The sequence below is a fragment of the Streptomyces sp. NPDC002669 genome, from assembly GCF_042889165.1.
GTDB lineage: Bacteria > Actinomycetota > Actinomycetes > Streptomycetales > Streptomycetaceae > Streptomyces.
On sequence record NZ_JBIAQQ010000001.1, the window covers coordinates 192,481 to 215,613 of the forward strand.

The following is a 23,133-nucleotide window of genomic DNA, read 5'->3' on the forward strand; positions in this document are numbered from 1 at the left end:
CAAACTTTCGATTGACCGGCGCCGGGCGCTCCTTGTCTACGCTGGACGAATCATGGATTCCCGTGCCCATCCCCCGGTCGCCGCCGCGCTGCGGCTGTGTCTGCACGCCCTGCTGGTCGGACTGCTCGCCCTCGCGGCGCTGCGGGCCGTCGGCGACCGCGCGCCGCACGCCGTCGCCGCCGTCGTGGTGTGCGCCCTGATGACCGCGGTGTACGCGGCGGGCGCGCTCGCCCCCGCCGTGCAGCCGCGCACCCGGGCGGCCGCCCTGTGGCTGGCGGTGCTGGGCGTCGGGTGGCTGGTGCTGCTCGGCCTGTCGCCCGACGCGCTGTGGGTGGCCTTCCCGCTGTACTTCCTCCAGCTGCACCTGCTGCCGACGCACTGGTCCCTGCCGGTCGTCGCGGCCACCGCGCTCGCCGCCGTCGCCGGTTTCACCCTGCACGGCCAGGCCGTCACGCCGGGTGCCTTCATCGGCCCGCTGCTCGGCGCGGCGGTCGCGGTCGCCACGGTGCTGGGGTACCAGGCGCTGTTCCGGGAGAGCGAACGGCGCCGGGAGCTCATCGAGGAGCTGGTGTCCACCCGGGCGGAGCTGGCCGAGGCGGAGCACACCGCGGGCACCCTCGCCGAACGCGAACGGCTGGCGCGCGAGATCCACGACACCCTGGCGCAGGGCCTGTCCAGCATCCAGCTGCTGCTGCGCGCCGCCGAGCGCACCCTGCCCGACGACGCCCCCGCCACCGCGCACGTCCGCCGGGCCCGCGAGGCCGCCCAGGACAACCTCGCCGAGGCCCGCCGTTTCGTGCGCGCCCTCTCCCCGCCCGACCTGGAGAACGGTTCGCTGGCGGCGGCGCTGGAGCGCCTCTCGGCCCGGACGACGGCCCCCGGTCTGACGGTGCAGTTCGCGGTGAGCGGCGCCCCGGTGGAGCTGCCGACCCCGTACGAGGTGGCGTTGCTGCGCACCGCGCAGTCGGCGCTCGCCAACACGGTGCGGCACGCCGCGGCCCGGCGGGCGGAGATCACCCTCAGTTTCATGGACACCTCGGTGTCGCTGGACGTGGTCGACGACGGCCGCGGCTTCACCCCCGGCGAGGCACCGGCCGCCGCGGACACCGGCACCGGTGGTTTCGGGCTGCCCGCGATGCGGGCGCGGGCCCGTTCGCTGGGCGGCACGCTCAGCGTCGAGTCGGCGCCCGGTCAGGGCACCGCCGTCGCCCTCACCCTTCCCCTCCCGCTCCCCGACGGCCGGCCAGGACAGGACGCCGCATGACCTCGCCCACACCCGATCCCATCAGGCTGCTGCTCGCCGACGACCACCCGGTGGTACGGGCGGGGCTGCGCGCCGTCCTGGACTCCGAGCCCGGGTTCCGGGTGGTGGCCGAGGCGGCCACCGCCGAGCGGGCCGTCGCGCTCGCGGCGGACGGCGGGATCGACGTCGTCCTCATGGACCTGCAGTTCGGCACGGGCATGCACGGTTCGCAGGCCACCGCGGCCATCACGGCGGAGCCGGACGCCCCCCGCGTCCTGATCCTCACCACGTACGACTCGGACGCCGACATCCTGGCCGCGGTCGAGGCGGGGGCGGCCGGTTATCTGCTGAAGGACGCCCCGCCGGAGGAGCTGGCGGCGGCGGTGCGCACGGCGGCGGACGGCCGGTCGGCGCTCGCGCCCTCCGTCGCCCACCGGCTGATGGACCGGATGCGGACCCCCGCCCAGGCACTGACCAAACGCGAGCTGGAGGTCCTCCAGCTGGTCGGCGAGGGGCTGTCGAACCAGCAGATCAGCAAGAAGCTGTTCCTCAGCCAGGCGACGGTGAAGTCCCATCTGGTGCACATCTACGCCAAGCTGGGCGTGGACTCCCGCACCTCGGCGGTCGCGGCGGCGACGGCGCGCCGGCTGATCCGCCGCTGACCCGCCGCCCCCTCACGTCGTTCAGTGGCGCGGCGATTCCCCGAAGAGGTCGACGGCGACCCGTACGTCCCTGAGCGCGGAGGCCAGGGCGCTGACCGAGCCGATCGCACCCGCGATCAGCAGTAGCGAACGGCGCAGGCGCGGGATCTCCGGCACACCGCTGAGCGCCATCGCGTCGAGCGCGGCCAGTTCGTCCTCGGCGATGCCCCGGTCCGGGAACTCCGCGGGGTGCCCGGCCAGTTCGCGGCGGAGCCGTGAGACCGCCGTGCGCAGCTCCGTCACCCTCGGGTCCTCGCCACTGCTGGTCACCCGCGTCTGCCCCACGCTTCGCAACAAAACACTCCCCCTCGCACAAGCTTGTGCCAGTGTTCCGCCTGGTCCGCGCACCGCGGTCAAGTATCCGGGCGTGCGCGCAAGTTAACGCCATGAAAGGTGTCGAGCGCCACTCCGCGGACAGAATTCGGGGGGTCCCGTAAGGGTGATCTCCGTGTCGTCCGGTGGACGGTGTTCCCCCTCGCATCCCCCGTCGCTTGCTTCAGCGAAGGGTGCGCGTCCGGGAGGCGGTGGGGTATCCAGTCCGCATGACTCGGACGACACGGCCCACCGAACGGACCCCCGCGGTCGCCGGACTGCTGCTCGCCGCGGGCGGCGGACGACGGCTCGGCGGACGGCCCAAGGCACTGCTCGAACACCGCGGCCGGCCCCTGGTCGAGCACGCGGTGCGGGTGCTGCGGGACGGCGGTTGCGACCCCGTCCACGTGGTGCTGGGCGCCGCCGCCGACGAGGTGCTGGCCCGCGCCGACCTCTCCGGCTGCGTCGTGACCGTCAACCCCGAATGGGCGCAGGGCATGGGCTCGTCGTTGCGGGCCGGGCTGGGGGCGCTCACCGGCGCGGGGGCGGACGCGGCTCTGGTCCTCCTGGTGGACCAGCCGGGCATCGGCGCACGGGCGGTGGACCGGGTGCGTTCGGCGTACCGCTCCCGAAGGAGCCTGGCGGCGGCCGCGTACGACGGGGAGCGCGGCCATCCGGTGCTGTTCGGGGCCGGCCGGTGGGCGGAGGTGGCGGCGGACGCGGTGGGCGACCGGGGGGCCCGCGCCTATCTGCGGGCACACCGCGATGCGATCACGCTCGTCGAGTGTTCCGATGTGGCCCAGGCGTACGACATCGACACGGCGGAGGACCTCGGGCACCTGGAGTGAACGGAGTGGCACGCCGCGCCGCCGCCTCCCCGCTTCTGTCGATCCGGAGAATCTCGACATCAACAAACCATTGAACTTCCACCATGAGGAAACTACTATCCACTGATCAGAAGCCCTCTGCACCTCAGACGGCGCCCCCACCCGTATCCCGGAGCCTTGGCACGCCGTGCCGCCCCAGGCGACCCGGCGGTCACGGGGCGCCGCCCGCACCGCCCGCTGAAGGAGTGACCGCTCATGTCCGCACCAGCGCCGTCCCCGCTGGCCATCGTCGATGCCGAGCCCCTGCCCAGGCAGGACGAGGTCCTGACCGAAGCGGCCCTCGCGTTCGTGGCCGAGCTGCACCGGCGGTTCACGCCCCGCCGTGACGAACTGCTCGCCCGCCGGGGCGAACGCCGCGCCGAGATCGCCCGCGCCTCCACGCTGGACTTCCTGCCCGAGACGGCGGCGATCCGCGCGGACGACTCCTGGCGCGTCGCACCGGCCCCGGCCGCGCTGAACGACCGCCGGGTGGAGATCACCGGTCCGACCGACCGCAAGATGACCATCAACGCCCTGAACTCGGGCGCCCGGGTCTGGCTCGCCGACTTCGAGGACGCGTCCGCCCCCACGTGGGAGAACGTCGTCCTCGGCCAGCTCAATCTGATCGACGCCTACACCCGCACCATCGACTTCACGGACCCGAGGTCCGGCAAGTCGTACGCCCTGAAGCCCGCCGAGGAGCTCGCCACGGTCGTCACCCGGCCGCGCGGCTGGCACCTGAACGAGCGCCACCTCCAGCTGGACGGCGTCCCGGTGCCGGGCGCGCTGGTCGACTTCGGCCTCTACTTCTTCCACAACGCCCAGCGCCTCATCGACCTCGGCAAGGGGCCGTACTTCTACCTCCCGAAGACGGAGTCCCACCTGGAGGCCCGCCTCTGGAACGACATCTTCGTCTTCGCCCAGGACTACGTCGGCATCCCGCAGGGCACGGTCCGCGCGACCGTCCTCATCGAGACGATCACCGCCGCGTACGAGATGGAGGAGATCCTCTACGAACTCCGCGACCACGCCTCCGGGCTGAACGCGGGCCGTTGGGACTACCTCTTCTCCATCGTCAAGAACTTCCGCGACGGCGGCGCCAAGTTCGTCCTCCCGGACCGCAACGCGGTGACGATGACCGCCCCGTTCATGCGCGCGTACACCGAACTCCTCGTCCGCACCTGCCACAAGCGCGGCGCGCACGCCATCGGCGGCATGGCGGCCTTCATCCCGTCCCGCCGCGACGCCGAGGTCAACAAGGTCGCCTTCGAGAAGGTCAAGGCCGACAAGGACCGCGAGGCCCACGACGGCTTCGACGGCTCCTGGGTCGCCCACCCGGACCTGGTGCCGATCGCCATGGCCTCCTTCGACGCGGTCCTCGGCGAGAAGCCGAACCAGAAGGAGCGCCTGCGCGAGGACGTCTCGGTGGCCGCCGGGGACCTGATCGCCGTCGACAGCCTGGACGCCAGTCCCACGTACGAGGGTCTGCGCAACGCCGTCGCGGTCGGCATCCGCTACATCGAGGCATGGCTGCGCGGCCTGGGCGCGGTCGCCATCTTCAACCTGATGGAGGACGCCGCCACCGCGGAGATCTCCCGTTCGCAGATCTGGCAGTGGATCAACGCGGACGTGGTCTTCGAGAACGGCGAGCACGCCACCGCCGACCTGGCCCGCCGGGTCGCGGCCGAGGAACTCGCCGCGATCCGCGCCGAGATCGGCGACGAGGCATTCGCCGCCGGCAAGTGGCAGCAGGCCCACGACCTGCTGCTGACGGTCTCCCTGGACCAGGACTACGCGGACTTCCTGACCCTGCCCGCGTACGAGCAGCTGGGCTGACCCGCGGCTTTGCCCCCGGCACCGCGCGGTGCCGGGGGCAAAGCCGTGTGCCGGGCCCGGGCCGGCCTCAGGAGGCCGCCGCCCTCACCTCGGCCTCGGCGGCCGACCTGTCCAGCGCGGCGAGTACGGCCCCGGGGTCGCCGCCCCTCAGCACCGCCCGGCCCACATCGGCGCGGATCGCCTCCCTGACGGCGGGCCAGGACCGCATGTTGACCGGGGCGAACTGCGCGTCCGACAGCTGCTCGACGAACGCCGACAGCGGCTGCTCGGAGGGGTTTCCGGTCGCCGCGTCGGACGCCGAGTACGTCACGGGGAGCGCGGACTGGCTGCCGCCGTAGGTCATGGCGGACTTCCCGCCGTAGAGGAACGAGAGGAACATGCCGCACTCCTCGCGGCGGCCGCCCCGCCGGAACGCCATCAGCCAGTCGCTCAGCCCCAGCGGAACGGCGGCCCCGCCGTCCTTCCCGGGGAACGGGGCGTGCGCGTAGGGGACCTTGGCCTGATCGGCCGCGCCCATCAGCACGGGGTGGGCGATCAGCATCCCGGTCTCGCCCCGCAGGAACTGCGCGTACGCGTCGGTCCGGTTGAGCTCCGCGGGGGCGGCCCCGGCCAGTCCCTCCCCGACCAGCTCGTCCCGCAGCCAGGTCAGGGCCTCGGTGTTGGCGGGCGTCGCGAACTCGTACTGGGCGGCGTCCCCCGTGTAGCCGCCGCCGGCCGAGAGCAGCCAGGACAGCGCCTCGTCATCGGCCGCCTCGGGGCCGAACTGGAGCCCGTACGGCGTCTTCACGCCGATCGACTTCAGTGCCCGGGCGGCCTTCCGGAGCTCGTCCCACGACGTGGGGGCGCCGCCCAGGCGCGCCCGCCGGAAGAGTTCCTTGTTGTAGAAGAGCCGGGGCGTGCTGGCCAGGAAGGGGATGCCGTAGGTGGCGCTGTCGACCGTGCCCGCCTCGGTGAAGGACCGGATGAAGTCGGCCTGGGTGACGATGTCGAACAGCTTGGTCATGTCGTGGAGCAGACCGTCCTCGGCATAGGGCGCGAAGATGTTCGACTGCGCGATGTCGGGCGCCCGGCCCTCCTCGACCCGGCGGGCGAGCGTCCGGTCGATCTTGTCGTAGGGGACCCGCTCCAGGTTGATCCCGATGCCGTCGTGCTGCTTCTCGAAAGCGGAGACGACCTCGTCCCACCGGTCGCCGATCGAGGCGCCCACGCTCTTGTCGTAGCTGGCCACGAGGAGGTTCAGCTTCACGTCCTTGCGCGTCTCGCAGCCGGTGAGCCCGAACGCCGCCGTGGCGCCGGCGAGGCCGGCCGTCTGAAGAAGGAACTGCCGCCGACGCACCGCTCTTGCCACCTCTTGCTGGTTCACCACATGCATTCGTGGCAGATTCTGCCACATGGGCAGTTGACGCCTGACGACTGCGGTGCCTCCAGGGCATAACCTGGCCCCCATGCAAGGTGGCTCGTTGACGGAGCGGCGCAAGGCCGCGACCCGGCTGGACATCGCCCGTACGGCGGCGGCGCTCTTCGTGGAGCACGGCCTGCGGAGCACGCGCGCCGAGGACATCGCCCGTGCCGCGGGCGTCGCCCCGCGCACCTTCTACCGCTATTTCGCGACCAAGGAGGAGGCCATCACCCCGCTGCTCGCCGTCGGCGCCCGGCAGTGGGTGGAGGCGGTGCGGGACGCGCCGGACACCCTGTCGGTGCCGGACGCGTTGCGGCACGCGGCGGGGCGCACGCTGGCCCCGGCCCCCGGCGACACGACGGCCTCGGAGTCCCTGGAGTGGGTGCGGTCGCTGCTGAGGATGGCGGCGGACAGCCCGGCCCTCCAGTCGGTGTGGAACGACGCGTGCCACGACGCGGACGCCACGCTGGCGGCGGTGCTCGCGGCGCGCACCGGGCTGCCGGACGGGGCGGACTCGCTGGAGATCCGGCTGACGGCCGGGGTCGCGGGCGCCGCGGTGCGGGCCGCGGTGGAGACCTGGGCGGCCGGCGACGCCCCCGCGACGGGTCCCGAGGGGCCCGCGGCGCTGGCCGAACGCTGTCTGACCTCGGCGGAGGGCGCGCTCGGGAGCGTCTGATCCCGGGTCGCCGTACGGCCGGTCCGCGGGGGCCGGCGGAGCCCCGCGGACCGGCCTGCTCCCCGCCCGGCTACTTCAGGCCGGTGTCCAGGGCGTTCATCAGGGTGCCCTGCGGGGTGTCACCCGACATCTCCCAGATCATCACCCCCAGCAGCCCCTTGGACTTCACGTAGGCGGTCTTCCTGCCGAGGGACCAGGTGTCGTCGAAGGACCACCACTGGTTGCCGGTGTAGCCGTACGTGGAGACCGACTGCTCGTCGTGGTGGACCGTCATCGTCGGGTATGCGCCGATGAGGTTGGAGTAGCCGCGGTTGCCGGCCTCCTCGGCGAACTGCCCGGGGGCGGCGCCGCCCGCGCCCTGCCACTCCCCCGCGGCCCCGCCGTCGGTGACGTTCTGCCAGCCCCGGCCGTAGAACGGTATGCCGAGGGTCAGCTTGCGGGGTTCGACGCCCGCGTCGGTGTACGCCTTGATGGCGGTGTCGGCGCTGAAGCGGGTCGCGTAGGGGTCCTGGTCGTCCGGGTAGAGGTTGGCCTGATGGCCGGTGCGGTCGGGTTCCCAGGAGTTGTCGCTGCCCGAGCCGTGGAAGTCGTAGCCCTGGACGTTGGCCACGTCGAGCGAGTCGAAGACCTTGGCCAGGTCCCAGCCGTCGCCGATCTTCTGCGGGTCGGCGGGGGTGAAGGCGGTGAGGAGCCGGTGCTCGCCGCCTAGGGCGTCCAGCTGCCTGCGGAACTCGGCGAGGAGCAGGGTCAGGTTGTCCTTGTCGTCGGGCGAGTAGTGGTTGCCGGGGTGCCCGGTGCCGGTGCCCGGCCACTCCCAGTCGATGTCGAAGCCGTCGAAGATGCCCGCGGCGACCCCCGGGCCGCCCGCGCCGTTGTATTCGGGCAGGTTGCCCTTGATGTACATGTCGACGCAGGAGGAGACGAACTTCTTGCGGGCGGCGTCGGTGGCCGCCACGTCGGAGAAGTACTTCGAGTACGTCCAGCCGCCGAGCGAGACCACGATCTTCAGATTCGGATTGAGCTTCTTCAGCTTCTTCAACTGGTTGAAGTTCCCGCGCAGTTTGGCCCAGCCGTCGTCCGCGACGCCGTCGACGGACTGGGCCGCGGCGAACGGGCGGGCGTAGTCGGCGTCGGCGTCCCCGGCACCGGTGCCCTGTTCGGGGTCCTGGGGGTCGGCGGTGGTGCCCTTCGTGACGCCGTTCAGGCAGGTGAGGTTGTTGGGGTCGATGTTGGCGAAGGCGTAGTTGATGATGTCGAGCTTGCCCGCGGCCCCGGAGTCCTGGAGGTTCTTGACGAAGTACTGGCGGCCGTAGATGCCCCACTGGACGAAGTAGCCGACCTTGGCGTAGTCGCCCGCGCCGACGATGTCGTCGGTCTTCACCGTGAGCGCGGCGCTCGCCGGGGACTCGTTGTCGGCGGCGTCGCGGGCCTTGACGGTGAAGGTGTACGGGGTCGCGGGCGAGAGTCCGCCGATGGTGGCGGTGGTCGTCGTGCCGGAGACCGTGGTGGCGAGCCGGCCGCCCCGGTAGACGTCGTACGCGGCGACCCGCTGGTCGTCCGTGGCCGCGTTCCAGGCCAGGGTGACGGACGAGGAGTCGGCGGCCGTGGAGCGCAGCGATCCGGGTGCGGTGGGCGGGGATGTGTCGGTGGCCGGGTCGACGGTGGTGACGGTCAGCGGCGCGCTCTCGGCCGAGGTGTTGCCGCGGGTGTCCTTGGCGCGGACGGTGAACGAGTAGGCGGTGGCCGGGGTCAGTCCGGTGACCGTGGTGGAGGTGGTCGCGGTGGCGGACCCCACCACCTCGCCGCCGGCCAGGACGTCGTACGAGGCCACGGGGAAGTCGCCCGCCGCGGCCGCCGTCCAGGACAGGGACGCGGTGCGGGCGGTGACGTCGGTCCGCTTCAGCCCGCCGGGCGCGCCCGGCGGCACGTCGGCGGAGCCGTCGCACTTGTCGCCGTTGACCCGGCAGCCGGTGGGCGCGGTGACGGGCCCCTTGGCGACGAACCAGAAGCTGTACGGCTCGCTGGTGCCGTGTGCGGCGATCGTGCCGTTGTAGTGGGCGTTGGCCGCGGTGACGTGGCTGCCCCGGGTGGTGACGGTGCCGTTGTAGGAGGTGTCGATCGTGACCCCGGCGGGCAGGTCGAATTCGAGTTCCCAGCCGGTCACGGCGGTGTCGGTGTCGTTGTGCAGGACGTAGGTGCCCTTCCACCAGGAGCCGTTGTCGGCCGAGGTGAAAGTCGCCGTCAGCTTGCCCGCCGCGTGCGCGGGGGCGGCCTGGAGCGAGAGCAGCGCGAGGAGCAGCCCGAGGACGGCGACGAGCGCGGTCGCCGTCCTCCGTCCGAGGGTCATGTGCTCGAACATGGTGTTCTCCCATGAGGCAGGGACCGGTGAGGCGGTCCTGAGGGGGAGCCGGATTCCTTGGTGCCATGGAGCACAGGGGAAACTAAAAGGTCTGGACCAACTCGTCAATAGGTACAGACCAATCACGGGTAAAGCCTCCGCCCGCCCAGGCGGTCGCGGTCACCCCGCCCGACCCGGCCGCCCCACTCCCCTCCCTTGCCTCACTCGCCGAGGACGACCGTGCGCTGGGCGGAGAAGTCACCCCACTTCCCGTCGGGCAGCTTCGCGCGGATCTTCAGCGAGTAGCGGGTGCCGCGCGGGTCGCTCACGGTGAGCCGGTACTTCGCCCGCCCCTCGGGCGGGGCCCCGCCCCACACGATCGTGGTGGTCAGCCGGCCGTTCATGAACAGCTGGTACGCGGGAATCTCCCCGCCGGTCTCCGGCTGCTCCCAGTCCAGGTCGATGGCGTACTCCCCGCCCTGGACGCGGTTGTCGACCCGCAGGTCGGTGGGGGCGGTGGCGGCCGGGGCGCCCGGGGCGGACTCGGTCGTGAGGTCGACGGCGTTGCTGTCCGGCGAGGAGGTGTCGGCGGCGTCGCGGGCCCGGACGGTGAAGGTGTAGACGGTGCCGGGGCGCAGTCCGGTCAGGTGCGCGGTGGTCCGGTCGCCGGGCACGCTGTGGATCCGGGAGTCCTCCTGGTAGATGTCGTACGAGGTGACGCCGACATCGTCCGTCGAGCCGCCCCAGGAGAGGTTCACCGCCCGGCTGCCGTCCACCGTGCCGCGCAGCTTCACCGGGCGGGTCGGCGCCTCCCGGTCGGCGCGGGTGGCGGCGGGCGTGGTGACGCGCGCGGCGGCACCGGGCGCGGAGAGGTTCCCGGCGGCGTCGCGGGCCCGGACGGTGAAGGCGTGGGCGGTCGACGCGGTCAGCCCGTCGACGTCGATCATCAGCTTGGCCGCCGGGACCGACTTCACCCGCTTCCCCTCCCGGTAGACCTCGTAGCCGACGACCGCCCTGTTGTCGGAGGACCGCTCCCACATGACGTGCACGGAGGTGGCACTGCCGGCCTGCGCCGTCACATGACCCGGCACCGTCGGCCGCTCGGTGTCGGCGCCGGGGGCGGATTCGCAGGCGGTCAGTGCGGCGAGCAGGACGACGGAGCAGGCCAACGCGGCGGTTGCGTGGGGGCGTTGCACGGTTGCGCCTTCCAGCCGGGGGCAATGGTCCAGACCTGTATCGCACGGCGTGGGGGTCGTCGACAAGAGGACGGATCGGAACGTTCCGCAATGTGCCGGTGTGACCGTGCGTCCCGCGGGGCGGGACGGTGACGCTCCACCGGCGGAGCGCCCTCGTGTCGTACGGTCGTCCGATGCTGTGCATACGAGGGATCGTGCTGCCGGAGCGCGAGGAGCGCGTCTTCCTGATCGACGGCGAGGTGCTCCGCGCGGGCGGCCCGCCGGGCGGCCTCTCGGGCCGGGACGTGGAGATGGTCGTGGACGGCGGCTGGCTGCTGCCCGGCCTCGTCGACGTGCACACGCACCCCGGCACGACGGACCCCGGCGTGCCCTTCGACGAGGGGCTGCTGCGGCGGCAGTTGGTGGAGCACCGGGACTCCGGGGTGCTCGCGGTGCGCACCCCGGGCACGGCGCGGCGGATGCCCGGCTGGGTGACGGACGACCCGGAGCTGCCGCGCGTGACCTCGGCGGGGCGGTGGCTGGCCACGCCCGGCCGGTTCATCCCCGGCTTCGGACGCGACGTGAGCGAGGCGGAGTTGGTGCGGGCGGCCGTGGAGGAGGCGACCGCCTCGTCCGGGTGGTGCAAGGTCGTCGGGGACTGGGCCGCCGACGAACCCGCCGTACCGCTGGCGCTGTTGACCTCGGTGGTGGAGGCGGTGCACGCGGCCGGCGGCAAGGTGGCGGTGCACTGCCAGACCGCCGAGGGCACCCGCAACGCCGTACTGGCGGGCGCCGACAGCCTGGAGCACGGCATGCACCTCGATCCGGCGCTGCTGGACCGGATGGCCGCACGGGGCACGGCGTTCGTGCCGACGCTGAGCGTCTTCGCCGCCGGAGCGGACCGGATGCGGGCCCGGGAGCCGAGCGTGCGCCGCGATCTGTGGCTGGCCGGGTGGGACACCATGCTCGACAATGTGCGCGCGGCCCACGAGGCCGGTGTGACGGTGCTGGCGGGGACGGACTCCTTCCCTTGCGGGACCGTCGCGGGCGAGATGGAATGGCTGGTACGGGCCGGTCTGCCGGCCCACGCGGCACTCGGTGCCGCGTCCTGGACGGCACGGGCCTGGCTCGGACTGCCGGGCCTCGTGGACGGCGCGCCCGCCGACCTCGTCGCATACGCCACCGACCCGACCGAGGACCCTGCCGTGCTGAACCACCCGAGCCGGATCGTGCTCCGTGGACGCGTCGTGCGATGAGCGATGAGTTCGGGGCGCGGGAGAGGTCTGCACTGTATGGACACGCATACCGAGACGATCCCCACGATCGACCTGGAGCCCGCCGCGCGCCGACTCGCCGCCCTGCTCGACGGCGTCGACGAACAGCATCTGACCGGTCCGACGCCCTGCCCCGACTACACGGTGCGCGAGCTGCTCGGCCATGTGGTCGGGCTGAGCACGGCCTTTCGCGACGCGGCGCGCAAGGACCTCGGGCCGACGACCGACACTCCACCGACCGACAGCCTGCCGGTGCTCCCCGACGACTGGCGCGAGACGCTGCCGCCGCTGCTGGACGAGCTGGTGGCGGCCTGGCGCGCCCCCGCCGCCCGGCAGGGGATGACCAGGGCGGGCGGGGTGGATCTGCCGGCCGAGGTGGCGGTGGTGATCGCGCTGGACGAGCTGGTGATCCACGGCTGGGACCTGGCCCGTGCGACCGGTCAGGAGTACGAGCCGGACGAGGCGAGCCTGCGCGTCTCGCTGGCCCTGCTGACCCCTGACGACGACGCTCCCCGCCCGGCCATCTTCGGTCCCCCGGTTCCGGTGCCGGCCGACGCGTCCCTGCTCGAGCAGACCGTCGCCATGAGCGGCCGTCGCCCGGACTGGCGGCCGGGCGCCTGAACCACGCCGCCCCGGGCGGAGCCGTGCCCCGGCCCGGGGCGTGGTCCGGCCCGGTCGCGGGCCGGTGACGGCGACGGCGCGCCAGTCAGCGGGTTGGCGGGTCAGCGGGTCGGCCCAGGCTGCGCGCCGCCTCGCGGGCCTGTTCCCGCAGCTGTTCGTCAGCCGGGCATATCGCCGGCTCCACGCCCGAGGCCCGTACCCGGAGGTCCTGTTCGGCCAGGGCCGTCAGCCTGCGCCGGTGGTCCTCGGTGAGGGCGGCGGGGCCGAGGAGGACCAGGGCCTCCAGCGCGAGTTCCGGGTCCTCGTCCGCCTCCGCCGAGTCCAGGAGCAGACCGGCCGTGCGCGGTCCGTCGAGGGTTTCGGGGGCGATCGCGCGCAGGGCGAGCACCGCCGCCGGAACGTGTGCCCGGTCGGTCAGCAGCCCCTCCAGCGCGGGCACCAGCGGCAGGGCCGCCCCGCCCATCGCCGCGGCCGCCCGCGCGGCCCGGCGGAACGTCCAGCGCATCCATATGTTCCCGGTCTCCGCCAGCACACCGGCCAGCACCGGCACCGCCTCCGCGGCGTCGCCCGTGATCCGCCACAGGGCCGACGCGACCGCGATGTCGCGGTCCATCTGCGGGGTGACGCGGTCGCTGCCGGGGTCGCCGAGCGCGGCCCGCAGGGCCGGTACCAGCTCCGACGCCTCCGCGCCCAGCCCGGCGGCGAGTTCCGCGGCCTCCTGCACGTCGTCGCCGTCGGCGAGGCATGCGGCGACGGCTTCCTTCAGCGGCCCGGTCTCCCCCGTCAGTTCGCGCACCGCCTTCGCGGCGGCGAGCCGGCCGTTCTCCGGCCCGGAAGCGGCGGCGGCGGTCAGCAGCCGGGCCGTCCGCGTACGGTGTTCCGGCGGGCAGACCGCGACCAGCGTCCTCGGCACGGCCACCGGGAAACGCGGCAGCAGGGACCGCAGCTCGGGCAGGGCGGCCGCCGCCCCGCTCCCCCAGGAACCGAGCAGGGACAGCAGGTGGACGGGCTCGTCGCCCCCGACGTCCTCGGCGACCAGCCGGGCACGGACCGCGGCCAGCAGCGCCTCGTCGCACGGCAGGCGCCGGATGCCGACCACCACCCCGAACAGGGAGCCGCCCGCCGCGCGGAGCGCTCGCGGGCGCCGTCCCAGGTCACGGGCGAGGAGCGGCGCCGCCAGGCCGGGGGCCACGAGGACGAGCGTCTCCAGGGCACAGTCCGCCGGATCGCCCTCGCCCCCGGCGATCCGGGCCAGCTCCGGGGCGGCCGCGGCGGCGTGCGGGCCCAGCTTCTGGAGCAGCGAGTACGCCGCGGGCAGGGCGTCCGGATCGGCGGCCAGCGCCGGCACGGCGTCCGCGAGCCGCTGCGGGGCGCTGCGCGACAGCAGACATGCCTGCTCGGCCGCCCACAGCGCCTCCGTGCGCGCCTCGGGAACCGGGCTGCGCAGGGCGGCGGCCAGCAGCGCGTACGCCGCGTCCCGGTCCGCGTCGGTGTCGCGGAGCAGCAGTGCCTCGACGACGTACTGCAGGGGCTCGTTCCGCTCCTGGTCGAGGTGGTCCACGACCAGTCCGTCCGCGGGCAGCAGGGACAGCATCGCCCCGTGGTGCTCGGGTCCCCAGGGCAGGCCGCCGTCCACGCAGGCCAGCAGGGCCGCGATGCGCACCTCGTCCGGCTCCGGCCCGTCGATGACCGCGCCCGCCCCCGCGGCGGTGCCCGACGGGTCCAGACGCGCCATGGCCCCGATCAGCTCGGCCCGCACCCTCGGGTGCTCCTCCGTCTCCCGGCGCCGCCGGAGCACCGGCAGCACCCGATCGGCCGCACCGGTCATCGCGGCGGCCCACACCGCGGCGCACCGGAGCCCCGGCTCCTCGGCGTCGGCCGACGACAGGATCAGCGGCAACTGGTCCACGACGGCCGCCCGGCAGGCGGCCTCGTCCGTGTCCCCGTCGTCCGCGCCGCCCTCCGCCACCCCGCCGAGGAGCACCAGCAGGTCCTCCGTGCGGTACCCGGCCCCGGCGAGCCGCGCGAGGTACGGGACGGCGTGGGCCGTCGCCCCGTAGACCGAACCCTGGTGCAGGATCGCGGAGTACAGCTCGGAGACCGCCTCGCCCGCGGCCTCCTCGTCGTCGCCCGCGAGCGCCCGCAGGTGCCCGGGAACGTCGGCGGCGGCTCCGTAGGCGTGCTGCAACTCCGCCCAGGGCTGCGCGTCGACGTCGGCGAAGAACTGTTCGAGGTCCATGCGACGGATCATGGCACCCGGCACCGACATCGATGCCGGTGCCGGGTTCCGGTGGTCGTGACCGGGACACCGACCGGTGCCCTGCCGAGTCGTCCTTTCACCGGTCCGGCCGGCCGGTACTGCCTTCGGCGGGGAAGGCAGTACCGGCATGGCACCGGGAGGCCGCGGCGGACGCCGTGGACCGGGACGTGTCCGACGGGGGACGAGGCACCCCGGTCCGGACGATGGCGCTCGCGGAAGGGGAAGCGGTCCGCGCAGGTCGCCTATCGCACGGCGACGTAATCCCCGGTCGACGACTTCGCCCCGGAGGTGGAGTTCCCGTAGTACGTCCACCGCCATGTTCCCGGCCCGGTGGCCTTCACCGTGGTTCTGAGCGCCCCGGTTCCGCTCGACGTCGCCTTCTTGACCGTCGTGTACGAGGAGGCGCCCGCCGCCTTGAACTGCAGGCTGACCGTGCGGCCCGCGTAGCCCTGGTACGTGTGGGTGTCCCAGTTCGCGCGGGTGACCCGCCCGGTCACGGTGATCGTCCGCCCTTTGGCAACCGGCTCCGGCGAGGCGTTGACCGTGACGCGGGTGGCCCGCTTGACCTGCAACGGAAGGTCCTTGTCGTCGGTGTCGTGGGCGTCACCGGCGAGAAAGACCCGAGCAGCGGTCCGCCAGGTGCCGGCGTCCTCGTTCCCGAAGTCGAGGTTCCGCGGGTCGATGTACAGCCACTCCTCGAAGTCGCAGATCCCCTTCGCCCGGTCCACGACCTTGCAGTCGCTGGTGATGACGGCGCTGTGCAGGGTGTCCCCGGTGTCGGGCTTCCCCCGGTAGGGGAACACCGTCGGCCCGGGGTCGTGTCTGAGTGTGGTCGTCATCCGGAAGGTCGCGTGCACCTCGACCTCCTCCTTGACCCCGATCACGATCGGCTTCCCGCCGTTCACCGAGACCCGGCTGAAGGAGACCCCGCCCTCCGCCGCCCCGGCCGGCACCGCCGCCGTCCCGCTGAACACCGCCGCCGCACCACCGGCCACCACCGCTTTCCACATCGTTCTCGCCATCCTCGTGCTCGCCCTTTCCTCTACGACCTTGGTCCGGACGCGCAGGCGTCCCGGCCGGAGGTTCGTCCCCGCGGCTGACTGTGGGACAGGAGAGGGCCGGAGGTGGTTGTACGCGGTGCGGCAACGGTTTGATCACCACGGCATCGCCGGGGCCCGGGTCCCCGCGTCCAAACCCCCGGCCGACGGGCGCCAGAAGCGTCCGCCCGCCCCCCGCGCACGCCGGTGCGCACATCGTGTGAACTGCACTTTCACTGCTGCCCGAACGGAGCATCCGGCCCGTGACCGGACGGTCCGCGGCCGCGTTGGGGTCGACGGACGGCTCGCGCGGACGCGAGCCGGAACACGGAGGAGAGAACCGCATGGTGAAGAAGATGATGCTGGCCGCGACGGTCCTGGCGGCCGGTCTCGGGTTCGCCCTGAGCCCCGCCGCCCAGGCCGTGCAGGGCCCCGTCACGGCGCAGGCCGCGAAGGCCGCCGCAGTGGTCTGCACCGTCAACGACAACGGGGTGAACTTCCGCGGCGGGCCCGGCTCCAGCTACCCGGTCCTGGGTCAGGTGAACCGGGGTCAGAAGCTCAACGCCCGCGGCCAGGAAGGCAGCTGGGTCATGGGTGACCTGTGGGGCGGCACCACCGGCGTCTGGATCCACGCCGGTTACCTCGACTGCTGAGACCGGCGCGCCCCGGTCCGTGCCCCAGCCCCGTACCAGGCCCGGATTCCGGCTCGCCCCGGCCCCGTATCGCGCCCTTCGCGCGGTGCGGGGCCGTTCCGCGTTCCGGGGAAGTTCTCAACTTCCCCCTGCCGAGGGGGTGTACGACCCTCACTCCCTCCTGATAGGAAAGCTTCCTAACAGACCGACGGAACGAAGAACTCCCTTTGGAGGACTCTGGTGCACGCTCCCCATAAGCGCGCCGCACGTCGCAACGCCCGCCCCGTGCGCATCGCGGTCGTCGCGCTCGGGCTTTCCCTCACGGCGATCCCCGTCGCAGCCCATGCCGGTGCCCCCACGCACCAGGCGACACAGCAGTCCTCGGCGGCGGTCCGGCCGGCCGCGACCGTCGCCGCGGCGACCGGTCTGGACGACCCGGCGAAGAAGGAGATCGCCATGCAACTGGTCTCCAGCGCCGAGAACTCCTCCCTCGACTGGAAGGCCCAGTACAAGTACATCGAGGACATCGACGACGACCGCGGGTACACCGCGGGCATCATCGGTTTCTGCTCCGGTACCGGGGACATGCTCGACCTCGTCGAGCTGTACACCGAGCGCAAGCCCGACAACGTCCTCGCGAAGTACCTCCCCGCGCTGCGGAAGGTCGACGGCACCCCCTCGCACGAGGGTCTCGACCCGAACTTCACCAAGGACTGGGTGAAGGCCGCGTCCGACTCGGCGTTCCGGAAGGCACAGGACGACGAGCGCGACCGGGTGTACTTCAACCCGGCCGTCAAGCAGGGCAAGGCCGACGGCATCGGCACGCTCGGCCAGTTCGCGTACTACGACGCCATCGTCATGCACGGCGACGGCGGCGACAGCACCGGCTTCAGCTCCATCCGCAAGCGCGCCCTCTCGAAGGCGAAGCCGCCGTCCCAGGGCGGTGACGAGGTCACGTACCTCAACGCCTTCCTGGACGCCCGGGTCTGGGCGATGAAGCAGGAGGAGGCCCACGAGGACACCAGCCGGGTGGACACCGCCCAGCGGGTCTTCCTGAAGAAGCGCAACCTGAACCTCGACCCGCCGCTCGACTGGAAGGTGTACGGGGACAGCTTCCACATCGGCTGACGCGTCCGGACCCCATGACCGTGGTGGGTACGGCGGCACCCGGAGGTGCCGCCGTACCCACCATCGCGTCCCACCGGTCCGTACGGAGTCAGTGCGCGCCCGCCGGGGCCGCCACCGGCCGGTCCCCGTCCTGCTCGGGCACCTCCGGGTCCGGCTTCCGGCCGAGGTGGTTGAAGGCCAGGTTGAGCACGATCGCCACCACGCAGCCGGTCGAGATCCCGGAGTCGAGCACGACGAGCAGGTCCTCGGGGAACGCGTGGTAGAACTCCGGTGCGGCGATCGGGATGAGGCCGACGCCCACGGCCGCGGCCACGATCAGCGCGTTCTCGCCCTTCTCCAGCGCGGCGGCCGCCAGGGTCTGTATCCCGCTCGCGGCGACCGAGCCGAACAGCACGATGCCCGCGCCGCCGAGGACCGGCAGCGGGACGAGCGCGATGACCGAGGCGGCGACCGGGACCAGCCCGAGGACGATCAGGATGCCGCCGCCGGCCGCCACCACGAAGCGGCTGCGCACCTTGGTCATCGCGACGAGGCCGATGTTCTGGGCGAAGGCGCTGCACATGAAGCCGTTGAAGAGCGGGCTGATGGCACTGCCGAGCGTGTCGGCGCGCAGACCGCCCTCGATGGTCCGCTCGTCCGCCGGCCGGTCGACGATCTTGCCGAGCGCGAGCATGTCGGCGGTGGACTCGGTCATGCAGACCAGCATCACGATGCTCATGGAGACGATCGCGGCGATCTCGAACTGCGGCGCCCCGAAGTGGAACGGGGTGGGGAAGCCGATCGGGTCGGCGTCCCCGAGGGCGCCGAAGTCGGTGATGCCGACCGGTATCGCGATCAGCGTGCCGATGACCAGGCCCAGCAGGATGGAGATCTGCTGGAGGAAGCCGCGCAGCAGTTTCCGCAGCGCCAGGACGATCACCAGGGTGACGGCGGCCATGGTGATGTTGGTCGTGGAGCCGTAGTCCGCGGCCTTGGCGTTGCCGCCCTGGGACCAGTTGAAGGCGACCGGCAGCAGTGACACGCCGATCAGGGTGATCACGGTGCCGGTGACGACGGGCGGGAAGAAGCGGACCAGTTTGCAGAAGTACGGAGCCAGCAGGAAGCCGAGCAGGCTGGCGACGATGATCGCACCGAAGATGACGGCGATGCCGTCGTGCCCCCGGTCCTTCCCGATCGCCACCATCGGGGTGACCCCGGCGAACGAGACGCCGTTGACGAACGGCAGCCGGGCGCCGATGCGCCAGAAGCCGAGGGTCTGGAGCAGGGTGGCGATGCCCGCGGTGAACAGGCTCGCCCCCATCAGGAAGGCGGTCTCCTTGGCCGTGAGGCCGACGGCGGGCCCCACGATCATCGGCGGGGCGACCACGCCCGCGTACATCGCGGCCACGTGCTGGAGGCCGCTGGTGAACATCTTCAGCGGGGGGAGCGTCTCGTCGACCGGATGTTTCCGGTCCGCCGAGGACGGCCCGGGGGCGGGGCCGGTGTCGGGTGCTGCGACTGCGTCGTTGTGAAACCTGGGCTTAGCTGCCACGGCGGTTCCTCCGGTCGGTTACACGCCTGGGGCGGCGTGGGTGTCAGGGAGGTGGTGCAAGTGGGGCGTTGATGCAGGTGGAACGTGACGTGCAGCTGGTGCGGGCAGCTTGGGTCGCCGGTGCGGCGGCGCGTGCGCGAGCACGCTCCACCGCACCGGTTTGCCGTGGACCCCTTCGGGGTCCGCGGCGGCCGGTCGAGGGCCGTCCCCCTCGACCGGCCGGTACGGGGGGTTCCGGGGCGTCAGGCCCCGGCGGCGACCTGCGCGAGGCGGCGGGCCTCGTCGCGGGTGGCGCGGGCGATGGCTTCCTCGTCCGCGGTGATCAGGTGGTTGTCCTCGACGACGGGCCTGCCGTCGACGAGGGAGAGGGTGACGGGGGCGGCGGCGCCGAACACGAGCGCGGTCACCGGGTCGGCGATGGAGGCGTGGGCGAGGGTGTCCAGCTTCCAGAGCACCAGGTCGGCGAGCTTGCCCGGCTCCAGGGAGCCGATCTGCTCGGCACGGCCCAGGACCTGGGCGCCGCCGTACGTTCCCAGGCGCAGGGCCTGCCGGGCGTTCAGGGCCTTCTCCCGGTGGGCGCCGAGGCGGTTGATGAGGAGGGCGTTGCGCAGCTCGGTGTGGAGTTCGCCGGCCTCGTTGGAGGCGGTGCCGTCGACGCCGAGGCCGACCGGGACGCCGGCCGCGAGCATGTCGGGGACCCTGGCGATGCCCGCGGCCAGCCGGGCGTTGGACGAGGGGCAGTGCGCGACGCCCGTTCCGGTACGGGCGAACGCGGCGATGTCGGAGTCGTTCATGTGGACGCAGTGCGCCATCCACACGTCGTCGCCGAGCCAGCCGGTCGACTCGAAGTAGTCGGTCGGACCCATCCCGAACAGCTCGTGGCAGAACTTCTCCTCCTCCACGGTCTCCGAGCCGTGGGTGTGCATGCGCACCCCCTTGCGCCGGGCCAGTTCGGCGCCCTGGCGCAGCAGTTCGGTGGAGATGGAGAACGGGGAGCAGGGTGCGGCGGCGACCTGGGTCATCGCGTCGAAGGAGGGGTCGTGGTGCGCGTCGATGGTAGCCTCGGTGCCGGCCAGTGCGCCGTCGAGCGTCTCGACGGCGAAGTCCGGCGGCAGGCCGCCGTCCTTCACGCTGCGGTCCATGGAGCCCCGGGCGAGGGTGAACCGTACGCCCATGTCACGGGCGGCCCCGATGATGGCGCCGGACAGGTCGCCGGAGCCGCGCGGGTAGACGTAGTGGTGGTCCATGGCGGTGGTGACGCCGCCGCGGGCCATCATGGCGAGCGAGCCCTGCGCGGCGGCGCGGACCATCGGTTCGTCGATGCGCGCCCACGTCGGGTACAGCGCGACCAGCCAGTCGAACAGGTTGTGGTCGGTGGCCAGGCCGCGGGTGATCCACTGGTAGAAGTGGTGGTGCGTGTTGACCAGGCCGGGGGTGGCCAGGTGTCCGGTGCCGTCGACGCGGCGCACGACGTTCTCCAGGCCCTCGGGTGCCCGGCCGGCGCCGACGGATTCGATGCGGTTGCCGGCGACGACGATGTGGCCCGAGGCGTACTCGGTGTCGTCGGCGTCGACGGTCGCGATCGAACAGTTCTCGATGACGACGCGTTCCACGTGCTCGGGGGTCGGCGTTGCTGCCATGGCGCTGCTTCCTTCTCTTTCCGGGGGTGCGGGCACGGCAGGACCCTAGGAGGATTTGAGTGCCACGGCCGGGCGGCCGTGGGTGCCGAGATGGTGGAAGAACAGGTTGAGCAGGACCGCGACGAGCGCTCCGGCGCTGATTCCGGAGCCCAGGACGGTCTGTGCCCAGGAGGGGAATCCCGCGTAGAAGCCGGGCGCGGCGAGCGGGATGATGCCCGCGCCGAGGGCCACGGCGACCAGGATGATGTTGGAGCTGTCGTCGAGTCCGGCCTCCGCGAGGGTGCGGATGCCGCTCACCGCGATCGAGCCGAACAGGACGACTCCGGCGCCGCCGAGCACGGGCATCGGGACGAGGGAGACGACCGCGCCGAGCACCGGGAAGGCGCCCAGGACCAGCAGGGTGCCGCCCGCGGCCGCGACGACGTAGCGGCTGCGCACCTTCGTCAGGGAGACCACGCCGACGTTCTGGGCGAAGGCGCTCGTCGGGAAGCCGCCGAAGACCGGGCCGAGCACGGTGGCGATGCCGTCGGTGCGCAGTCCGCGGGTGATGGTCCGGCCGTCGGTGGGCCGGTCGCAGATCTCGCCGAGGGCCAGCATTCCGGCGCTGGACTCGGTCATCAGGACGAGCATGACGATGCAGAGCGAGAGGATCGCGGCGGGGTGGAACTCGGGGGCGCCGAAGGCGAAGGGGGCGGGCAGCGCGGCGACCGGCGCGGACCTCAGCGCGCTGAAGTCGGCGAGTCCGAACGGGATCGCGGCCAGTGTGCCGACCAGCAGCCCCATCAGCAGGGCGATCTGCTTGAGGAAGCCGCGTCCGAACCGCTGGATGAGCAGGATGACGACGAGGGTGAAGGCGGCCATCGCGAGGTACTTCATGTCGCCGAAGTCGGCGGCCTCCTTGTCGCCGCCCTGGGCCCAGGAGACCGGTACGGGCATCAGGGTGACGCCGATCAGGGTGATGACCACGCCGGTGACCAGGGGCGGGAAGAAGCGCAGCAGCCGGCCGAAGAACGGTCCGACGGCCAGGCAGAAGATCCCGGCGACGATCACCGCCCCGTAGATCGCGGGGAGTTGGCGGCCGGGCGCGGTGGTCTCGGCGATGGCGAGCATCGGGGCGATGCCCGCGGAGGAGGCCGCGTTGACGAACGGCAGCCGGTTCCCGGCGAGGCCGCCGATGCCGAGGGTCTGCAGGAGGGTGGCACAGCCGGCGATCAGGAGACCGGCCGCGATCAGCCGGGTCATGCCCGCCGGGTCGAGGCCGACGGCCTGGCCGATGATGAGCGGAGGGGTGACGACGCCCGCGTACATGGCGGCGATGTGCTGGAGCGCGGCGGGGACGAGCCGCGCGGGACGGAGCTTTTCGTCCACCGGATGGACCGAGGTCGCCGGTGGGGTGGGGCACGGGCCGTCTGCTTCCGCCGGTCCGTGTGCAGGCTGTGCCATGAGGGTTCCCTCCGGTCCGGCCGGTCCCCGTCCGGCGGTGCGCTCGGGACGGGGACCGGCTCGGCGCCGCGTCAGAGGTTGGTCATGTCGACCGGGATCTGCGGCTCGATGCCGTCCCGCAGCACGGTGGCCTCGATCAGGCCGTACGGGCGGTCCGCCGCGAAGTAGACCTCGTTGTCGTTCTTGAGCCCGAACGGTTCCAGGTCCACCAGGAAGTGGTGCTTGTTCGGCAGCGAGAAGCGGATCTCGTCGACCTCGCTGCGGCTGTTGATGATGCGCGAGCCCATCTGGTACAGGGTCTGCTGGAGGGAGAGGGAGTACGTCTCGGCGAAGGCATGGAGCATGTGCTTGCGCACCTGCTCGTAGGACTTCTCCCAGTTCGGCATCCGCGTGTCGTCGCTGGTCCAGTTGTACCGCCACTTGGCGGACACCTCGGTCGCGAGGATGCGGTCGTACGCCTCCTTGAGCGTCGTGTACTCGTCCTTGACGTAGCCCCAGAACTCGGAGTGCGTGGAGTTCATCACCACGAGGTCCTTGAGCCCCGAGACGACCTGCCACTTCTCGCCGTCGAAGGTGATCTGGGTGGTGCGCGTCTCCTGGCCCTTGCGGACGAAGGAGTGCTTGACCTCGTCGGCGCCGATGAACTGCGAGTTGGCGTCGGAGGTGGCGATGCGCTCCCAGGCGTACTCCTCGATCCGGATCCGGGCGGTCCTGATCGGCTCCTGCGACGTCACGAAGTGGCGGGCGAGGTGGATGCCGAACTGCTCGGCCGACTCGATGCCGTGTTCCTTGGCGAACGCGTACACCGTGTTCTTGGTGGTGTCGGTCGGCAGGACGTGGGCGTTGGAGCCGGAGTAGTGGACGTCCTCCATGTCGCCGGAGAGCGCGACGGAGACGTTCAGGTCCTTGATGTGGTGGGTGTCGCCGTCCCGCGTGATCCTGACGACGCGGTTCTCGGCCTTGCCGTACTGGTTCTGTCCGAGGACCACAGGGCGGGGCTGGTGGGGATTGACTGTCATGT

Annotated in this window: 19 protein-coding genes; 9 read left to right on the forward strand and 10 right to left on the reverse strand. The window is 72.4% G+C overall.

Going from position 1 to position 23,133, the window contains the following annotated elements:
* The first annotated feature begins 52 nt into the window (after positions 1-52).
* Positions 53-1,264 (forward strand): sensor histidine kinase, encoded by a 1,212-nt coding sequence (locus ACFYW1_RS00885; protein ID WP_388985303.1) that lies wholly within the window; start codon positions 53-55, stop codon positions 1,262-1,264.
* Positions 1,261-1,905 (forward strand): response regulator, encoded by a 645-nt coding sequence (locus ACFYW1_RS00890; protein ID WP_388985305.1) that lies wholly within the window; start codon positions 1,261-1,263, stop codon positions 1,903-1,905. Before ACFYW1_RS00885 ends, ACFYW1_RS00890 begins: the two co-directional genes overlap by 4 nt.
* A 21-nt stretch (positions 1,906-1,926) precedes the next feature.
* On the opposite strand, the gene ACFYW1_RS00895 is transcribed toward ACFYW1_RS00890, so the two are convergent.
* Positions 1,927-2,229 carry a DUF5955 family protein gene (locus ACFYW1_RS00895; protein WP_388985307.1) on the reverse strand — a complete coding sequence of 101 codons (303 nt, stop codon included), beginning with the start codon at positions 2,227-2,229 and terminating at the stop codon, positions 1,927-1,929.
* Between the two features lie 257 nt (positions 2,230-2,486).
* On the opposite strand from ACFYW1_RS00895, the gene ACFYW1_RS00900 reads away from it, so the two are divergent.
* Together ACFYW1_RS00900 and aceB are read left to right on the forward strand one after the other, a co-directional pair.
* The gene (locus ACFYW1_RS00900) at positions 2,487-3,104 is read left to right on the forward strand and encodes an NTP transferase domain-containing protein (protein ID WP_388985309.1); all 618 of its coding nucleotides are present in this window, start codon (positions 2,487-2,489) and stop codon (positions 3,102-3,104) included.
* Positions 3,105-3,338: 234 nt separating this feature from the next.
* Positions 3,339-4,958: a malate synthase A gene (aceB, locus tag ACFYW1_RS00905; RefSeq protein WP_388985311.1), complete on the forward strand. Its 1,620-nt coding sequence runs from the start codon at positions 3,339-3,341 to the stop codon at positions 4,956-4,958.
* A 67-nt stretch (positions 4,959-5,025) separates the two neighbouring features.
* Here aceB and ACFYW1_RS00910 read toward each other — a convergent pair whose 3' ends face one another.
* On the reverse strand, positions 5,026-6,321 hold the full coding sequence (locus ACFYW1_RS00910) for an extracellular solute-binding protein (protein ID WP_388985313.1): 1,296 nt from the start codon (positions 6,319-6,321) through the stop codon (positions 5,026-5,028).
* Between the two features lie 82 nt (positions 6,322-6,403).
* Between ACFYW1_RS00910 and ACFYW1_RS00915 the strand changes: the two genes are divergently transcribed.
* A complete protein-coding gene (locus ACFYW1_RS00915; protein ID WP_388985315.1) occupies positions 6,404-7,033 on the forward strand; it encodes a TetR/AcrR family transcriptional regulator in 630 nt (209 codons plus the stop codon).
* A gap of 70 nt (positions 7,034-7,103) precedes the next feature.
* Here ACFYW1_RS00915 and ACFYW1_RS00920 read toward each other — a convergent pair whose 3' ends face one another.
* Together ACFYW1_RS00920 and ACFYW1_RS00925 are read right to left on the reverse strand one after the other, a co-directional pair.
* Complete coding sequence (locus tag ACFYW1_RS00920; RefSeq protein ID WP_388985317.1) at positions 7,104-9,392, reverse strand: glycosyl hydrolase family 18 protein; 2,289 nt, start codon at positions 9,390-9,392, stop codon at positions 7,104-7,106.
* Positions 9,393-9,592: 200 nt separating this feature from the next.
* Complete coding sequence (locus ACFYW1_RS00925; RefSeq protein WP_388985897.1) at positions 9,593-10,582, reverse strand: fibronectin type III domain-containing protein; 990 nt, start codon at positions 10,580-10,582, stop codon at positions 9,593-9,595.
* Between the two features lie 158 nt (positions 10,583-10,740).
* Here ACFYW1_RS00925 and ACFYW1_RS00930 point away from each other — a divergent pair, with 158 nt between their 5' ends.
* Together ACFYW1_RS00930 and ACFYW1_RS00935 are read left to right on the forward strand one after the other, a co-directional pair.
* On the forward strand, positions 10,741-11,802 hold the full coding sequence (locus ACFYW1_RS00930) for an amidohydrolase family protein (RefSeq protein ID WP_388985319.1): 1,062 nt from the start codon (positions 10,741-10,743) through the stop codon (positions 11,800-11,802).
* A 36-nt stretch (positions 11,803-11,838) separates the two neighbouring features.
* Positions 11,839-12,441, forward strand: a complete 603-nt coding sequence (locus ACFYW1_RS00935; protein ID WP_388985321.1) for a TIGR03086 family metal-binding protein — start codon at positions 11,839-11,841, stop codon at positions 12,439-12,441.
* A gap of 85 nt (positions 12,442-12,526) precedes the next feature.
* Here the strand turns inward: ACFYW1_RS00935 and ACFYW1_RS00940 are convergent, their stop codons facing one another.
* Positions 12,527-14,680, reverse strand: coding sequence for a hypothetical protein (locus tag ACFYW1_RS00940; protein ID WP_388985322.1), 2,154 nt, complete (start codon positions 14,678-14,680; stop codon positions 12,527-12,529).
* A 263-nt stretch (positions 14,681-14,943) separates the two neighbouring features.
* Entirely contained in the window at positions 14,944-15,723 is a 780-nt protein-coding gene (locus tag ACFYW1_RS00945; protein WP_388985324.1) for a hypothetical protein, read from the reverse strand.
* A 359-nt stretch (positions 15,724-16,082) separates the two neighbouring features.
* Between ACFYW1_RS00945 and ACFYW1_RS00950 the strand changes: the two genes are divergently transcribed.
* Positions 16,083-16,391 carry an SH3 domain-containing protein gene (locus tag ACFYW1_RS00950; protein ID WP_388985326.1) on the forward strand — a complete coding sequence of 103 codons (309 nt, stop codon included), beginning with the start codon at positions 16,083-16,085 and terminating at the stop codon, positions 16,389-16,391.
* A 219-nt stretch (positions 16,392-16,610) separates the two neighbouring features.
* Positions 16,611-17,498: a chitosanase gene (locus ACFYW1_RS00955; protein WP_388985327.1), complete on the forward strand. Its 888-nt coding sequence runs from the start codon at positions 16,611-16,613 to the stop codon at positions 17,496-17,498.
* An 88-nt stretch (positions 17,499-17,586) separates the two neighbouring features.
* Here ACFYW1_RS00955 and ACFYW1_RS00960 read toward each other — a convergent pair whose 3' ends face one another.
* From ACFYW1_RS00960 to pucL, 4 genes are all read right to left on the reverse strand, one after another.
* A complete protein-coding gene (locus ACFYW1_RS00960; protein WP_388985329.1) occupies positions 17,587-19,029 on the reverse strand; it encodes a nucleobase:cation symporter-2 family protein in 1,443 nt (480 codons plus the stop codon).
* Between the two features lie 242 nt (positions 19,030-19,271).
* Positions 19,272-20,669 carry an 8-oxoguanine deaminase gene (locus ACFYW1_RS00965; RefSeq protein ID WP_388985331.1) on the reverse strand — a complete coding sequence of 466 codons (1,398 nt, stop codon included), beginning with the start codon at positions 20,667-20,669 and terminating at the stop codon, positions 19,272-19,274.
* A gap of 45 nt (positions 20,670-20,714) precedes the next feature.
* Positions 20,715-22,112, reverse strand: a complete 1,398-nt coding sequence (locus ACFYW1_RS00970) for a nucleobase:cation symporter-2 family protein (protein ID WP_388985332.1) — start codon at positions 22,110-22,112, stop codon at positions 20,715-20,717.
* A gap of 71 nt (positions 22,113-22,183) precedes the next feature.
* Positions 22,184-23,131, reverse strand: a complete 948-nt coding sequence (pucL, locus tag ACFYW1_RS00975) for a factor-independent urate hydroxylase (RefSeq protein ID WP_388985334.1) — start codon at positions 23,129-23,131, stop codon at positions 22,184-22,186.
* Between the last annotated feature and the right edge of the window lie 2 nt (positions 23,132-23,133).

Coding starts and splice junctions, on each gene's coding strand:
- ACFYW1_RS00885 (WP_388985303.1), top strand. CDS start 53: ATGGATTCCCGTGCCCATCCCCCGGTCGCCGCCGCGCTGCGGCTGTGT.
- ACFYW1_RS00890 (WP_388985305.1), top strand. CDS start 1,261: ATGACCTCGCCCACACCCGATCCCATCAGGCTGCTGCTCGCCGACGAC.
- ACFYW1_RS00900 (WP_388985309.1), top strand. CDS start 2,487: ATGACTCGGACGACACGGCCCACCGAACGGACCCCCGCGGTCGCCGGA.
- aceB (WP_388985311.1), top strand. CDS start 3,339: ATGTCCGCACCAGCGCCGTCCCCGCTGGCCATCGTCGATGCCGAGCCC.
- ACFYW1_RS00915 (WP_388985315.1), top strand. CDS start 6,404: ATGCAAGGTGGCTCGTTGACGGAGCGGCGCAAGGCCGCGACCCGGCTG.
- ACFYW1_RS00920 (WP_388985317.1), bottom strand. CDS start 9,392: ATGTTCGAGCACATGACCCTCGGACGGAGGACGGCGACCGCGCTCGTC.
- ACFYW1_RS00930 (WP_388985319.1), top strand. CDS start 10,741: ATGCTGTGCATACGAGGGATCGTGCTGCCGGAGCGCGAGGAGCGCGTC.
- ACFYW1_RS00935 (WP_388985321.1), top strand. CDS start 11,839: ATGGACACGCATACCGAGACGATCCCCACGATCGACCTGGAGCCCGCC.
- ACFYW1_RS00940 (WP_388985322.1), bottom strand. CDS start 14,680: ATGGACCTCGAACAGTTCTTCGCCGACGTCGACGCGCAGCCCTGGGCG.
- ACFYW1_RS00945 (WP_388985324.1), bottom strand. CDS start 15,723: ATGGCGAGAACGATGTGGAAAGCGGTGGTGGCCGGTGGTGCGGCGGCG.
- ACFYW1_RS00950 (WP_388985326.1), top strand. CDS start 16,083: ATGGTGAAGAAGATGATGCTGGCCGCGACGGTCCTGGCGGCCGGTCTC.
- ACFYW1_RS00965 (WP_388985331.1), bottom strand. CDS start 20,669: ATGGCAGCAACGCCGACCCCCGAGCACGTGGAACGCGTCGTCATCGAG.
- ACFYW1_RS00970 (WP_388985332.1), bottom strand. CDS start 22,112: ATGGCACAGCCTGCACACGGACCGGCGGAAGCAGACGGCCCGTGCCCC.
- pucL (WP_388985334.1), bottom strand. CDS start 23,131: ATGACAGTCAATCCCCACCAGCCCCGCCCTGTGGTCCTCGGACAGAAC.